The 14201-nt window shown below is 62.7% G+C and carries 12 protein-coding genes; 1 reads left to right on the top strand and 11 read right to left on the bottom strand.

What is annotated here, in order from left to right; genetic code table 11:
• Window positions 1-55 precede the first annotated feature (55 nt).
• The 10 genes from purF to rpsF form a co-directional block, all read right to left on the bottom strand.
• Window positions 56-1525: an amidophosphoribosyltransferase gene (gene purF / locus NKH41_RS10820; protein ID WP_023677717.1), complete on the bottom strand. Its 1470-nt coding sequence runs from the start codon at window positions 1523-1525 to the stop codon at window positions 56-58.
• A gap of 125 nt (window positions 1526-1650) precedes the next feature.
• Window positions 1651-2322 (bottom strand): CvpA family protein, encoded by a 672-nt coding sequence (locus NKH41_RS10825; protein ID WP_352771630.1) that lies wholly within the window; start codon window positions 2320-2322, stop codon window positions 1651-1653.
• A gap of 47 nt (window positions 2323-2369) precedes the next feature.
• Window positions 2370-3788: a DNA repair protein RadA gene (radA, locus tag NKH41_RS10830; protein WP_352771632.1), complete on the bottom strand. Its 1419-nt coding sequence runs from the start codon at window positions 3786-3788 to the stop codon at window positions 2370-2372.
• A 252-nt stretch (window positions 3789-4040) separates the two neighbouring features.
• Window positions 4041-5531: a replicative DNA helicase gene (locus tag NKH41_RS10835; protein WP_352471085.1), complete on the bottom strand. Its 1491-nt coding sequence runs from the start codon at window positions 5529-5531 to the stop codon at window positions 4041-4043.
• 206 nt (window positions 5532-5737) lie between these two features.
• Window positions 5738-6706 (bottom strand): small ribosomal subunit Rsm22 family protein, encoded by a 969-nt coding sequence (locus tag NKH41_RS10840; protein ID WP_352771634.1) that lies wholly within the window; start codon window positions 6704-6706, stop codon window positions 5738-5740.
• A 3-nt stretch (window positions 6707-6709) separates the two neighbouring features.
• Window positions 6710-7033, bottom strand: coding sequence for a YnfA family protein (locus NKH41_RS10845; protein WP_352771636.1), 324 nt, complete (start codon window positions 7031-7033; stop codon window positions 6710-6712).
• Between the two features lie 81 nt (window positions 7034-7114).
• Window positions 7115-8404 (bottom strand): cyclopropane fatty acid synthase, encoded by a 1290-nt coding sequence (locus NKH41_RS10850; RefSeq protein WP_352771638.1) that lies wholly within the window; start codon window positions 8402-8404, stop codon window positions 7115-7117.
• 153 nt (window positions 8405-8557) lie between these two features.
• Entirely contained in the window at window positions 8558-9142 is a 585-nt protein-coding gene (gene rplI, locus NKH41_RS10855) for a 50S ribosomal protein L9 (protein WP_254820243.1), read from the bottom strand.
• Between the two features lie 272 nt (window positions 9143-9414).
• Window positions 9415-9663 (bottom strand): 30S ribosomal protein S18, encoded by a 249-nt coding sequence (gene rpsR / locus NKH41_RS10860; protein ID WP_006203718.1) that lies wholly within the window; start codon window positions 9661-9663, stop codon window positions 9415-9417.
• Entirely contained in the window at window positions 9663-10163 is a 501-nt protein-coding gene (rpsF, locus tag NKH41_RS10865; RefSeq protein WP_292663863.1) for a 30S ribosomal protein S6, read from the bottom strand. Before rpsF ends, rpsR begins: the two co-directional genes overlap by 1 nt.
• Window positions 10164-10616: 453 nt before the next feature.
• On the opposite strand from rpsF, the gene NKH41_RS10870 reads away from it, so the two are divergent.
• Window positions 10617-12161, top strand: coding sequence for a pilus assembly protein TadG-related protein (locus NKH41_RS10870; protein ID WP_352771639.1), 1545 nt, complete (start codon window positions 10617-10619; stop codon window positions 12159-12161).
• 31 nt (window positions 12162-12192) lie between these two features.
• Here NKH41_RS10870 and NKH41_RS10875 read toward each other — a convergent pair whose 3' ends face one another.
• Window positions 12193-14118: an LTA synthase family protein gene (locus NKH41_RS10875; protein ID WP_352771641.1), complete on the bottom strand. Its 1926-nt coding sequence runs from the start codon at window positions 14116-14118 to the stop codon at window positions 12193-12195.
• Window positions 14119-14201: the final 83 nt, after the last annotated feature.

The raw sequence follows: 14201 nt of genomic DNA on the forward strand, positions 1-14201 counted from the left end.
AAGGTGAAACCGCCGTGAGGGGCTAAGGGGAGGGAGACAAACGGACCGGCAAGGCCTATGACCCGCCGGCCGCTAACAGCGACAGCGTGCGCACATTGTCGGAGCCTTCGAAGTCGGCAAGCCGGGTCGGATACTGGCCGGTGAAGCAGGCGTCGCAGAATTGCGGCTGCTCGTTGTCGCGGCCGGCCTCGCCGACGGCGCGGTAGAGCCCGTCGATCGACAGGAAGCCGAGCGAATCGACGCGGATGAACTCGGCCATCTCCTCCACCGACATGCGCGACGCCAGCAGCTTCGACTTTTCCGGTGTGTCGACGCCGTAAAAGCAGGAGGCGCGCGTCGGTGGCGAAGCGATGCGCATATGCACTTCCTTGGCGCCGGCATCGCGCACCATCTGGACGATCTTCTGGCTGGTGGTGCCGCGCACGATCGAATCGTCGACCAGCACCACACGCTTGCCTTCGATCATGCGGCGATTGGCGTTGTGCTTGAGCTTGACACCCATGTGGCGGATCGAATCGCCGGGCTGGATGAAGGTGCGGCCAACATAGTGATTGCGGATGATGCCGAGCTCGAACGGAATGCCCGCGGCCTGCGAAAAGCCGATCGCCGCCGGCGTGCCCGAATCCGGCACCGGCACGACGATGTCGGCTTCGACCGGACTTTCCTGCGCCAGCTCGGCGCCGATGCGCTTGCGCACTTCATAGACGTTGCGGCCTTCGACCGACGAATCCGGCCGCGCGAAATAGACATATTCGAAGATGCAGAAGCGGGTCTTCTGCGGCTCGAACGGGAACAGGCTTTCGATGCCCTTGCTGGTGACGACGACCATTTCGCCGGGCTTCAGGTCGCGCACGAAACGCGCACCGATAATATCGAGCGCGCAGGTCTCGGAGGCGAGAATCCAGGCGCCGTCGAGATCGCCGAGCACCAGCGGGCGGATGCCGAGCGGGTCGCGGCACCCGATCATCTTCTTGGACGTCATCGCCACCAGCGAGAAGGCGCCTTCGACTTGGCGCACCGCATCGATGAAGCGCGAATTCAGGTCGCGCTCCTTGCTGGTGGCAACCAGGTGCAGGAGCGTTTCGGTGTCGGAGGTGGAAGAGAAGATGGCGCCTTGCTTCTGGAGGGCGCGCTGAACGGTCATGGCGTTGGTGAGATTGCCGTTATGGGCGACGGCAAAGCCGCCATCGGCAAGTTCGGCGAAGAAAGGCTGGATATTGCGCAGACCGGCGCCGCCGGTGGTGGCATAGCGTGTGTGGCCGATGGCACGGTTGCCTTGCAGGCTGTCGATGACACGCTGCTTAGTAAAGGTGTCGCCGATCAGGCCGACATGGCGTTCGACATGGAATTGGGTGCCGTCATAGGAAACGATGCCGGCCGCTTCCTGGCCTCGATGCTGCAACGCATGCAGACCGAGCGTTACGATGGCTGCGGCGTCCTGCCGGCCGAAAATGCCGAACACGCCGCATTCGTCGTGGAAATGGTCGTCGGCTTCGGCGGAAAGCACGTCGTCTGCGTCTGCCACTGAGGCTGCCATTGGGGCTCAAGCTCCGCTTAAGTCGCCATATAAGGTCATAGCGCATCGAAAGCAACGCACGTCGTGCGGCGTTCACATGATCGACAGTCCTGAGCCTCGCAAGTCTGTCAAAATCAGTTTGCCGGCGCCGGGTTTGCAGGTGCCGGCGTCGCGGGCGCATTGTCGGCCGGCGGCGCATCGCTGTCGTCGGGTGCCGGAGCGGTGGCGTCGTCGCCGGCGGCAGGGGCTTCCGCCGCGGGCGCGTCGGGGGCCAGAGGCGTCTCGGTGGCCGGCTGATTCGGATTGAGCTTGTTGAGGATGGCGTTTTCCGGATCCTCGGGCAGAAGGCTTTCGAGCTTGGCGCCGATCGATTCGAGCAATGGCTTTGACTTGGCGTTGGCAATCCAGCCTGGAGCCTTGGCGCCGGCCAGCCAATTGAAGAAAAGCAGCGCGACAGCGACGACCAGGATGCCGCGCGCCGCGCCATAGAGGAAGCCAAGTGTACGATCGAGCGCGCCGATCCTGGAATCGATGATCCAGTCGGCGAGCTTCATGGTGATGACCGAAACGACGATCAGCGCGACAATGAAGACGATACCGGCGGCCGCCGCCATGGCGGCCTTTTCGTTGTCGACATAGGGCTGAATGTAAGGCAGCACCGGCTTGTAGAAGAAGAAGGCGGCGGCCGCGGCGGCTGCCCAGGAGATGATCGACAGGACCTCGCGCGAAAAGCCGCGAACCATAGCGAGCATCGCCGAGACCAGGGTGAAGCCGACGAGAATTCCGTCAAGCAGCGTAATCGGCATGTTTTTCGCCCCACTCCGATCTCTTTTTCACGACTCGACGAGCCGCATCACTCTTGCTCGTCGGCGCGGCTGCGCCGAGAGCCGGCTATGCGCGCCACGAGATCGGCAAGCTCGGTGGGCTGGAAAGCGCCGGCTCCGATCCCCCCGACCCCATTACCACCAGCAAGTTCCTCGCTGCCCAAGGGCAGAACCGCGCGTCCGAAACCCAGCTTTTCGGCTTCCTTGAGGCGCTGCTGCGCATGCGCAACCGGCCTCACCGCACCCGAAAGGCTGATTTCGCCGAAATAGACGCAATCGGCGGGAAGGGCAAGACCGGTGAGCGAGGAAACCAGTGCCGCCGCCACTGCCAGGTCGGCCGCCGGCTCCGAAATGCGGTAGCCGCCGGCAACGTTGAGATAGACGTCGTGCGTGCCGAAGCGGACGCCGCAATGGGCTTCCAGAACCGCCAGGATCATCGACAGCCGGGCACCGTCCCAGCCGACGACGGCGCGGCGCGGTGTGCCCAGCGTCGATGGCGCCACCAGCGCCTGGATCTCGACCAGCACCGGCCGTGTGCCTTCCATGCCGGCGAAAACCGCGGCACCCGGCGACTTCGCATGGCGCTCACCGAGGAAAAGCTCGGACGGGTTGGCGACTTCCCGCAAGCCCTTGTCCGACATTTCGAAGACGCCGATCTCATCGGTTGGCCCGAAGCGATTCTTGACCGTGCGCAGGATGCGGTAGTGGTGGCCGCCTTCGCCCTCGAAATAGAGCACCGCGTCGACCATGTGCTCGACGACGCGCGGTCCGGCGATCTGGCCCTCCTTGGTGACGTGGCCGACCAGAACGATCGCCGCCCCTGTGGATTTTGCGTAGCGGATCATCGCCTGGGCGGCGGCACGCACCTGGGTCACCGTGCCGGGCGCCGAATCGGCCATATCGGTCCACAGCGTCTGGATCGAATCGAGAATGACCAGATCCGGCCGCTTGCCATCGGCGATGGTGGCGAGGATGTCCTCGACATTGGTTTCGGCGGCGAGCTCGACCGGGGTGTCGGCGACGCCGAGCCGCTGGGCGCGCAGCCTGATCTGCGCGACCGCCTCTTCGCCAGAGACATAGACGATGCGGTGGCCCTTTGCCGCCAGCGCGGCCGCGGCCTGGGTGAGCAGCGTCGACTTGCCGATGCCGGGATCGCCGCCGACCAGCAGCGCCGAGCCGCGCACGAAGCCGCCGCCGGTGGCGCGGTCGAGTTCGCCGATGCCGGAGACGATGCGCGGCGCGTCCTCGATGTCGCCGGAGAGGCTGGTCAGCACCACCGCGCGGCCCTTGCGTGCATTGCGCGTATTGGCCGGGCCGGAACCTATGCCGCCTGACGTGCCTTCCTCGACCAGCGTGTTCCACTCGCCGCAGGCATCGCATTTGCCGGCCCAGCGCTGATGCACCGAACCGCAATTCTGGCAGATGAACTGAATGCGGGATTTGGCCATCAGGCGCGGCCTGCGGCAATTGAAAGACAGGTCGGCGGGACAGCGCCCCCCTCTGTCCTGCCGGACATCTTCCCCACGAGGGGGGAGATCGGATTGCGCTTCGGGTTTCGCCAATTTGCAGCGTTGAGAATTAAAGAGCCGGCAGTGGCGACGGCCAATCTCCCCCCTCGTGGGGGAGATGTCCGGCAGGACAGAGGAGGGCGTGAAGGAACGCCGTACTCCCGCATTCTTGTTACGACATCTGCCAAACGCTTACTCAAACCTCTCCGCAATATGATGCTCTTCCGCAAGATCCGAGAAGCGGGTGAATTCGCCCTGGAAGGCGAGGCTGACCGATCCCGTTGGGCCGTGGCGCTGTTTGGCGACGATGACCTCGGCCTTACCGCGCATCTCGTTCATCTCGTGTTCCCATTTGATGTATTCGTCGGTGCCCGGCTTCGGCTCGCGGTTCTTCAGATAATATTCCTCGCGGTAGACGAACAGCACCACGTCGGCGTCCTGCTCGATGGAGCCCGATTCGCGCAGATCCGAAAGCTGCGGGCGCTTGTCGTCGCGGCTCTCGACTTGGCGCGACAGCTGCGACAGCGCGATGATCGGCACCGCCAGCTCCTTGGCTAGTGCCTTGAGGCCGGTGGTGATCTCGGTGATTTCCTGGACGCGGTTTTGCGAGGATTTCGCGCTCGATCCCTGCATCAGCTGGATATAGTCGATAACGATGACGTCGAGGCCGCGCTGGCGCTTCAGGCGACGCGCGCGGGCCGACAGCTGAGCGATGGAAATGCCGCCGGTCTGGTCGATGAACAGCGGGATTTTCTGCATTGTCTGCGAGCAGGCGACCAGCTTTTCGAAATCCATCTCGCTGATCTCGCCGCGCCGGATTTTCGACGACGGGATTTCCGTCTGTTCGGAAATAATGCGGGTGGCCAGCTGTTCGGATGACATTTCGAGCGAAAAGAAGCCGACGACGCCGCCATTGGCCGCCTTGAACGAGCCGTCCGCCTGCTGCGCCGGGACATAGGCCTCGGCGATGTTGAAGGCGATATTGGTGGCGAGCGAGGTCTTGCCCATGCCGGGGCGGCCGGCAATGATGATCAGGTCGGACGACTGCAGGCCGCCCATGCGGCGGTCGAGATCGCGCAAGCCGGTAGCAACGCCCGACAAATGCCCGTCGCGCATATAAGCCGCATTGGCCATGTCGACGGCGGTCTTGACGGCATCGGTGAAGCTCTCGAAGCCGCCATCGTAGCGGCCGGTTTCGGCCAATTCGAACAGGCGCCGCTCGGCATCCTCGATCTGGTCGGAGGGCGACATGTCGACCGGCGCGTCATAGGCGATGTTGACCATGTCCTCGCCGACAGTGATTAGCGCGCGCCGCGTCGCCAGATCGTAGATGGCGCGGCCATAGTCGGTGGCGTTGACGACGGTGACGGCCTCGACCGCCAACCGCACGACATATTGCGCCACCGTCATGTCGCCGACCTTCTCGTCGGCCGGCAGGAAGGTCTTCAGCGTGATCGGCGTCGCAATCTTGCCCATACGGATGAGCTCGGCCGCGACCTCGAAGATCTTTCTATGCAGCGGCTCGTAGAAATGGCCGGGCTTCAGGAAGTCGGAGACGCGGTAGAAGGCATCGTTGTTGACCAGTATGGCGCCGAGCAGCGCCTGCTCGGCCTCGATATTGTTCGGCGCCTCGCGATAGAGCGGTGTTTCCGCCACGCCGAATTTTCGTGCTGCCTCTGCCATGATGTCCCCGGTCCTGATCCCCGTCTCTCGATATCAGAACGAGACAAGTCGGTGATGACTTATCTGCATCAGTCCCCAACCAACCAACTTTGATGCCCGCGATTCACAGCCAGGATCTTTCGGTGGAAAGAATCTCGATTGACTCGAATCAAGATGGCGAGCCTAGCCGTTCTAAGGCGAGAACAAAACAGGAAAATAGCTGCCGGTCATTCCGGCAAGGCATCACCCCAATCCAGTCGCCGCGCGGCCTTGAACGTCTCGCCGTCGCGCTTGGTGAACAGTCGCTCGGCAGCACCCCCATCCTGTTCGCAAAGCTTCAGCAAGACCTTGCCGGAGCCCGACTTCGGCGGTGCGATCACTCGCGCTCGAGGCGGAGCGGCCGGATGGCGGGAGGCCGCGACAAAGATGAATTTCTCGTCCTCCCACGGCACCTCGGCATCCTTGGCCAGCCGGTGCAGGCGCGAGCGGGCGACGCGACGGGCGAAATGGCACCAGTCGGGAGCGACGAGCGGGCAGGGCGCCTCATGCGGACATGGCGCGAGCACATGCGCGCCCGCCTCGATCAGCTGCCGGCGCACGGCAAGGATGCGCTGCCAGCCGGCCGGCGTGCCTGGCTCTACGACCAGCAGCGTGTCGGCGGTCAGCTGCCAGAGCCGGTCGACGAGTTTTGCCAGCGATGCCGGCGCGATCTCGTCCAGCACATAGGCTGAGGTCACCAGATCGGCCGGCTCCAGCTCGGCCAGGTCGATGGTGATGTCGCCGGTCCGCCAGGCGGTCCTGGCAGTGACCGCCTCGGCGGCAAGCGCCTCGCCGACGCGTCGCACCGCGGCACCGGCCTCGAGCAGCACCGCCTGTTCGAGATCGGGCCAGAGATCGATTGTGGCCCAAAGCACCGTACCAGGGCCGGCGCCGACATCGAGCAGGGTTTTTGGGAAAAAATCCGGCCGTGCCTCGCTGACCGCATCGAGGCTGGCGCGGATGGCGGCATAGGTCGCCGGCAGCCGCGTTGCCAGATAGGCCTTCACCGCCATGTCTTCGGCCATGTGCAGGCGACCGTCGCGCAACTCGGCGCGGTAGCGGTCCGACAGCGTCTTTGCCGCTTGCTTAAGCATCGGCAACGGCACCTGTTCGAGAAGGCGCTCGACGCCTTGTCTAAGCGGGATGGGCAGTTCCATCGCTTAGGCAGTCCGAGGTACGAGCAGAATGACCGAGGCGCCAACGATGCAGATCGCGGCACCGGCAAGATCCCAGCGGTCGGGGTGCACGCCTTCCGCCAGCCACAACCAGGCCAGCGAGGCGGCAATGTAGATGCCGCCATAGGCGGCATAGGCCCGGCCCGCCGCGCTGGTGTCGACCAGCGCCAGCAGCCACGCGAATAGCACGAGCGAGACGAGACCGGGCGCCAACCACAGCGGCGACTTGTCCAGCCGCCACCACGCCCAGAGCGAAAAGCAGCCGGCGATCTCGGCAAGTGCGGCGGCGACGTAGAGGAGGTAGGTCATGAAAAAAGGTCCTGCCTTGACGGGACCCTTTTCAGCGTGCCGGCCGGCAATGGCAAGCGGCAATGGCGTGATGCCGGCAGTCTACTCCGGATCCGCCACCTTGCGGCGGCGAGTGGGCTTGGCCACCGGAGCCTTTTCGCGACGTCCAAGATCGCGCATCTCCAGCGCCTTCTCGCAACTGGCCATGTAGTCGCGCGTCATCGGCAGCGTGTCGTTCTTCTTGGCAATCTGGATCTGGAAGATCACCAGATCCTGCCAGCGGAAGGCAGCTTCCGAGGCGGCAAGATAGAACTCCCACATGCGGCAGAAGCGCTCGTCATAAATCGCCCTGGCCTTGTCGCGGTTGGCCGCGAAGCGCTCGCCCCAATGCTTCAGCGTCTCGGCATAATGCAGCCGCAGAACCTCGATGTCGGTGACGACGAGCCCCGATTTTTCGATGGCCGGCATCACTTCGGATAGCGACGGGATGTAGCCGCCCGGGAAGATGTACTTGCGGATGAAGGCGCTGGTTGCCCACGGCACGCCGGAGCGGCCGATCGTGTGCAGCAGCATGACGCCGTCCGGCTTCAGCAGCGTCGCCGATTTGTCGAAGAAGGTGCGGAAATGATTGACCCCGACATGCTCGAACATGCCGACCGAGACGATGCGGTCGAAACGTTCATTGAGTTCGCGATAGTCCTTGATGTCGAAATGCACCCGGTTTTGCAGGCCTTGCGCATGGGCGCGGTCGGTGGCGACGCCGTGCTGCTCGGTCGACAGCGTCACGCCCTGTACGTCGACGTCGAACGCCTTGGCTAGATAGAGCCCAAGCCCACCCCAGCCGGAGCCGATATCAAGAACCGTCTGGCCCGCCTTCAGCCTGAGCTTGGCGGCGATATGGCGCTTCTTGGCTGCTTGGGCCTCGTCGAGCGTCATGTCCGGCTGCTCGAAATAGGCGCAGGAATATTGCATGTCCTCATCGAGGAAGAGGCGGTAGAGGTCGCCCGACAGATCGTAATGGCGCTGCACGTTGCGGCGCGCCCGCGACGCCGTGTTGATCTGCTGCAGGCGCCGGAAGGCGTGGCGCAGACCTTCGATCGCCTTCGACCAGGTGGCATCGATACCGCCGCTGCCCATGTTCTGGAAGGCAATCCGCATCACCCCCAGCACGCCGCCCTCGAGAATGTCGAGTTCACCGTCCATGTAGGCTTCCGGCACCGCCAGCATCGGATCGAAGGTTATTGCGCGCTCGGCATGCCTTGTCTTGATGTGCATGTGCACCGGCTCGCCGCTGCCGCCACCGAAAGTCACCATCGAGCCTTGCGGCCCTGTCACCTTGAGATTGCCTGTGCGGACCAGGCGGTCGAGAACGCGTTTCAGCAGAATATTCATGACCAATTGTCCCCTCTCGGCCAGACATGCTGTCCTATTCTGCATCAAGATATAGGGGTTCGAAAAGTTCCATTTGGCATAAAAATGCCCGGGTACGAGGCCCGGGCATTGGTCCAGAATAGCGATTAGCCGGCGAATGCCGACGAATGACGATCAGCCGTTGTCTTCGCCGCCTTCGAACTCCGCATTCGGATCGAAGAAGTTTTCCGGCCGCGCATTATCGTTGATGTCCTCGCCGTAGATGGCTTCGGCGGTGGTCAGTGTTTCGCCCTTGGCCTGGCGCTCGGCTTCGTCGGCCGTGCGGGCAATGTTGAGCGTGATGGTAACCTCGACTTCCGGGTGCAGCGCGATCGCCACATTGGTGACGCCGATGGTCTTGATTGGCTGGTTGAGCAGGATCTGGTTGCGGTTGACCGAAAAACCTTCCGCCGTCACCAGCTCGGCGATGTCGCGCGTCGAGACCGAACCATAAAGCTGACCGGTTTCGCCGGCCGAGCGCACGGCGATGAAGCTCTTGCCGTCGAGCTTTTCTGCAATCTGCGCGGCTTCGGACTTGCGCTCCAGGTTGCGGGCTTCGAGCTGGGCCCGCTGCCCCTCGAACTTCTTCTTGTTAGCTTCGTTGGCGCGCAGCGCCTTGCCTTGCGGCAGCAGGAAATTGCGGGCGAACCCGTCCTTGACCTTGACGGTATCGCCCATCTGGCCGAGGCGGGAAACGCGTTCGAGAAGAATGACTTCCATGGTTTTGTTCCTTCGCTTGGGCGCTATCCTCAGGATCGGCGCCGAGTTGTCTGGAACAGGTCAGGAAGCTGGGGCGTCGCCGCCTGTGTCGCTGTCCTGCCTGTCGCGGCAGTTAGGATCTCTTGTCGAAATCCAACCCGGGATTTGGTGTTCGATCCGGCTACGCCCGTCGTGGCCGGTGAAAAGCGGGCGGCGAACCGCCCGCTGGCTAGACCATGATCCCGAAAAGTGGAAACCGGTTTTCGGATAAGATCATGGTCAACTAATCAGTGTTAGCGGACCACGTAGGGCAGCAGGCCGAGGAAGCGGGCGCGCTTGATCGCCTTGGCGAGTTCGCGCTGCTTCTTCTGGCTTACGGCGGTGATACGCGATGGCACGATCTTGCCGCGCTCGGAGATGTAGCGCTGCAGAAGCCGCACGTCCTTGTAGTCGATCTTCGGCGCGTTGGCGCCGGAGAACGGGCAGGTCTTGCGGCGACGGTGGAAGGGGCGCCGGGTTGGGATCTGGTTGATGTCGACCATTATTCTGCGGCTCCTTCAAAGCCTTCGCGCGGACGGCGCGGGCCACGATCGGCACCGCCATCCCCGAAGCTGCGCGGCGGACGATCACCACGGTCACCGCGATCGCGGTCGCCGAATGAGCGCGGGCCACGATCGCCACGGTCGCGGTCGCCGAAGCCGCCGCGTTCCGAGCGCTCTTCGCGCTTCTGCATCATTGCCGACGGACCTTCCTCATGCGCATCGACCTTGATGGTCAGGAAACGCAGCACGTCCTCGGACAGGCCCATCTGGCGCTCCATCTCGTTGAGCGCGGCCGGCGGGCAGGTGATGTCCATGAGTGTATAATATGCCTTCCGGTTCTTGTTGACCCGGTAGGTGAGGGACTTCAGTCCCCAGTTCTCGACCCGGCCGACGGACCCGCCATTCGCGGTGATGACGCCCTTGTACTGTTCGACAAGCGCATCGACCTGCTGCTGCGAGAGGTCCTGCCGGGCAAGAAACACATGTTCGTATAGAGCCATAGTGTTCGTGCCTTTCTTCGTTTCTCTCCCGGTTCCCGGCGGCAAAAGCCTCTGCAACTTCTCTGACCCGCAATCCTTGCGAAGGCGGGGAAGAAAGGAGCATGACGAGACGGTCGAGAGCGGAGACACGGGAGGCGGAAGCGCTTCTGGCTTCACGCGAAGGTTTCGAAAAACCTCCGGCCCTCCGTTCAGCCCCCAGCAAGGACCGGCAGATTGCGGGCGTCTATACAGGAATTTGACCGCAAAGCAAGGCCAAACCACGGAGCAAACGGCCCTACCGTCCCAGAGCGCCACGGGTCTCGACGGCAAGGCTTGCGGATTCCTGAAACCGGACCTTAACCACCATGCGAAGTTCCAGCACCGGCGGGCGTGGCGGCAACCCGTCGTTCATCATGCGGATGCAAAAGCAAACAGTCTGCGCGAGTTCGGCAGCAAGGCGGTTTGGGGACAAAAATGCTTTTCGACAAATTCTGCCGTTCGAAGAGCGGCAACTTTGCCCTGATGCTGGCGTTCGGGCTGCCTGCGGTTCTGACCGCCGTCGCCTTTGCCGTGGACGTGTCCACCTTGATGAGGGCCAAGGTCAGCTTGCAGAATGCGCTCGATGCCGCGAACCTTGCATCTTCGCATCTCGGCGACATCGAGGCTTCGCGCAAGGACGTCTTCGACCGCTACTTCCAGACCAATGTCGCCGGCCACAGCGAGTTGAGGAACGCCGAAGCGACGCTTACCGTGGAAAGGGGCCTCAATTACATCCAGACCAAGGCTGTCGCCACGGCGGACGTCAATTTGAACTTCGCCTTCCTGTTCGGCAACGACAAGCGCATCACCGTCGATGCCGGCGCCGTCGAATCGACCAATCAGCTCGAAGTCGTGCTGGTGCTCGACAACACCGGGTCGATGGCCAGCAACGATCGCATCGGCGCATTGCGGACGGCGGCGACGGCCCTGATTGATATGCTCGAAGCGGCGAAGTCGCCGACGCGCAGCGTACGTGTCGCGGTGGTGCCGTTCGTTACCGCGGTCAACGTCAAGGGCGAGGACTACGATCCGGCCTGGATCGACATGGCCGGCAAATCGCCGAACAACGGCGCCAATTTCCCCTCGGTCGGCGGCAAGCGCGTCAACCATATGGATCTGTTCAAGCAATTGGGCGTCGAATGGAGAGGCTGCGTCGAAGCGCGGCCAGGAACCAACAATGTTTCCGACATTTCGCCCGACCAAAACAAACCGGACACCCTGTTCGTACCTTATTTCGCGCCGGACGATCCAGGTAACGCTAGAAATCCAAACAGCTCCTACGGCAATTCAGCGACCGGCTACAACAATTCCTATCTCGACGATACCGTCGTCACCCTGCTTCCCGGCCTCACCAGCGACATGGCGAAGTACAGTGTTTCGACGATGAAGCTCATCAACGACAAGAGAGGCCCACTGACTATCGGCCCAAACCGGGCCTGTCCGACGCCGATAGTGCCGCTGACCGATGATTTCGACAAATTGCGGAAGGCCGTCGGTGAGATGATCGAATGGAACGGCTCGGGGACCAATGTTTCGGAAGGCTTGTCATGGGGGATGCGGGTGCTCTCGCCGGCACCGCCTTACAGCGACGGCGCGCCGTTCAGGGCGTCAGGCACGACCAAAACGGTGCTGCTGCTCACCGACGGCGAGAATGTTGTCTATGGCGCGAAGGATACGCCACAGAAGTCGGACTATGGCTCCTACGGATTCCTGGCCTCGGGTCGGTTTGGATCCAGCGACCAGACCGCGGCTGCGCGCAATGTCGACGATTGGACAACCAATGTATGCAACACATTGAAGAAGCAGGACGTGCAGATCTTCACAGTGCTGCTGCAGGCCGACACCGCAGCCAACCGCAAGCTCTACGAGGCCTGCGCATCGTCGCCGTCGGATTATTACCCGACCAACGACGTCAGTCAGCTCGAAGGCGTCTTCCTGAAAATCGGAAGCTCGATTTCGCAGCTGCACTTGACGAATTGAACGACGTCGGCCGCTCTCCCGCCGCCGCTGCTCAACTCGTGTGTGCAGCCACTTTGCCTGTGGTTTCGGGGAAGAAATCGGGCGCCGCATGGCGCTTGCCGAACATCATGTCGTATTGCAGCAGACGGAAGTCGCGGATTGCCGGATCGATCTCTTTCTGACGCGACCAATCGGGGGTGGCGTCGCCCCCCGGTGCCAAAAGCAAATTGCGGTCGATAACGCGGTAGCGCTCTCGCAACTGTCCGAGGAAGCCGGTGTAATAGGGATGGCTGATGCCGGCTGTCTTCAGGATATGGTAGGGCAGGAAGGACGGGCTGACGGCGCCCAGATCCTCGGTCGGGCCGCTGCGATTCGACCAGACGATCAGCGGCGTCTGGTGGTGCAGCAGCATCTGGTCGGCCGCCTCCTTGCGCGGCGCAACATTGTCCTTCAGGAAGCCGGTCTCGACGTAGACCGGCCCAAGCGGCGGCAGATGGTCGCCGAAGAACGCGATGACGGTCGGCCGCTCGCGTTTCTTCGCCCATTCGATCAGCCGCTCGAGGCCGCGGTCCGCGTCGGAAGAGCCTTCGGCATAGCTCAACAGCGATTCACGCGCCCATTGGCTGATCGGCGCCTGCACCTTGTGGGTCGGATTGTTATAGCGATACGGCTCATACGGCCCGTGGTTCTGCAGGCTGACGGCGAAAAAGAACACCGGCTCGGCGCTGGTATCGGCTTCGTGGATGATCTCGTCGGTCATCGCAGCGTCCGACGCGAGCGGTCCGCGCTTCTGCATGGGCGGCAACGTCTCCTCGGACTTGAAGTCGTTGAAGCCGAAATCGGCATAGACGGCCCCCCGGTTCCAGAACCAGTTAGTGCCGGGATGGATGGCGCGCGCCCGGTAGCCCTGACTTTTCAGGAAGGTCGCCAGCGAGGGAGTCGGTGTCCGCACATATTGCTGGTAGGGAATGCTGCCCGCCGGCAGGAAGGCGTTGGAAAAGCCGGTCAGGGCCTCGAACTCGATGTTGGCCGTCATGCCGCCGAACTCGGGCGAGAACATGTAACCCGTGCGCAGTACCCGCACATTGGGGATAGGGTCGGGTGTGATGGTGACGCCGGGTAGCTTGGTCGGATCCCAGAAGGATTCGCTCATGACGACGATGATGTCGGGCTTCTCGGCAGGTACCGAGGCGGTCACCTGCGGTTTGCCGATCGCTTCGATCGCCTTGTCGGAATAGCCGGGCGGCGCCGAGACATGCGCCATCGGAACGTTAAGCGCGAAGGCGAGCGCAAAACCGTTCGAGGCATAGTTTTCCTTCTGGTCCCACATGATCGGGATGATCTGCAGCCGGTCGCGCGTCCACGAGAAAGTGGCATAGTCCATGATGGAAACGAAGAAGGCGATCAGCGGTACTGTCAGCGTCAGCCGGGCAAGGCGGCCCTTGTGGCTGAGCGCCGGAACGCGGCGGCGCCATAGCCGCCAGCCATAGACGAGCAGCGACAGCCCGCCGACGATGCCGATCGCCAGGGCAATGGCGGTTCCCGGGCGATCGCGTACCAGAAGCGGCATCAGTGCCACGATCTGCCGGGAATAAAGGAAATCGGTCGGATAGAGCGGATCGCCGAGATACAGCGACTTCTGGTGGCCGACGAACGCCAGCGACAATGTCAGCGGCGCGACGATCATCAGGCTCTGATGACTGCGGCCGAGCACGGCGTCGAGGCCGATGAGGATCAGCGCAAAAATGATGATCGTGGTCCAGCCGGGTTTGAAAGGCTGCAGAAAGAAATCAATGGTGCCGGCAAAGTTGCCGCGCACGATCAGTTCGATGGCAAACACAAGGATGGCCGCAGCCAGCAAGCTGATAAGGCCATAGCGGATGACAGGCCATTTGCGCGCCGGCAGATAGCCGGTCGACGGATCGCCTTCAAGAAACTGGGGCGCCGCCTCGGCTGCGCTCTGCTTGGTCTTTGCCACTTCAATAGTTCCCCGGCCCGCAACAAAAGCGTCACTCGATTGTCATCGAACTGTCACGCAAAGCCTAGCGCCTGTGGCGGAAA

This window comes from Mesorhizobium sp. M1169 (assembly GCF_040318345.1).
Taxonomy (GTDB): domain Bacteria; phylum Pseudomonadota; class Alphaproteobacteria; order Rhizobiales; family Rhizobiaceae; genus Mesorhizobium.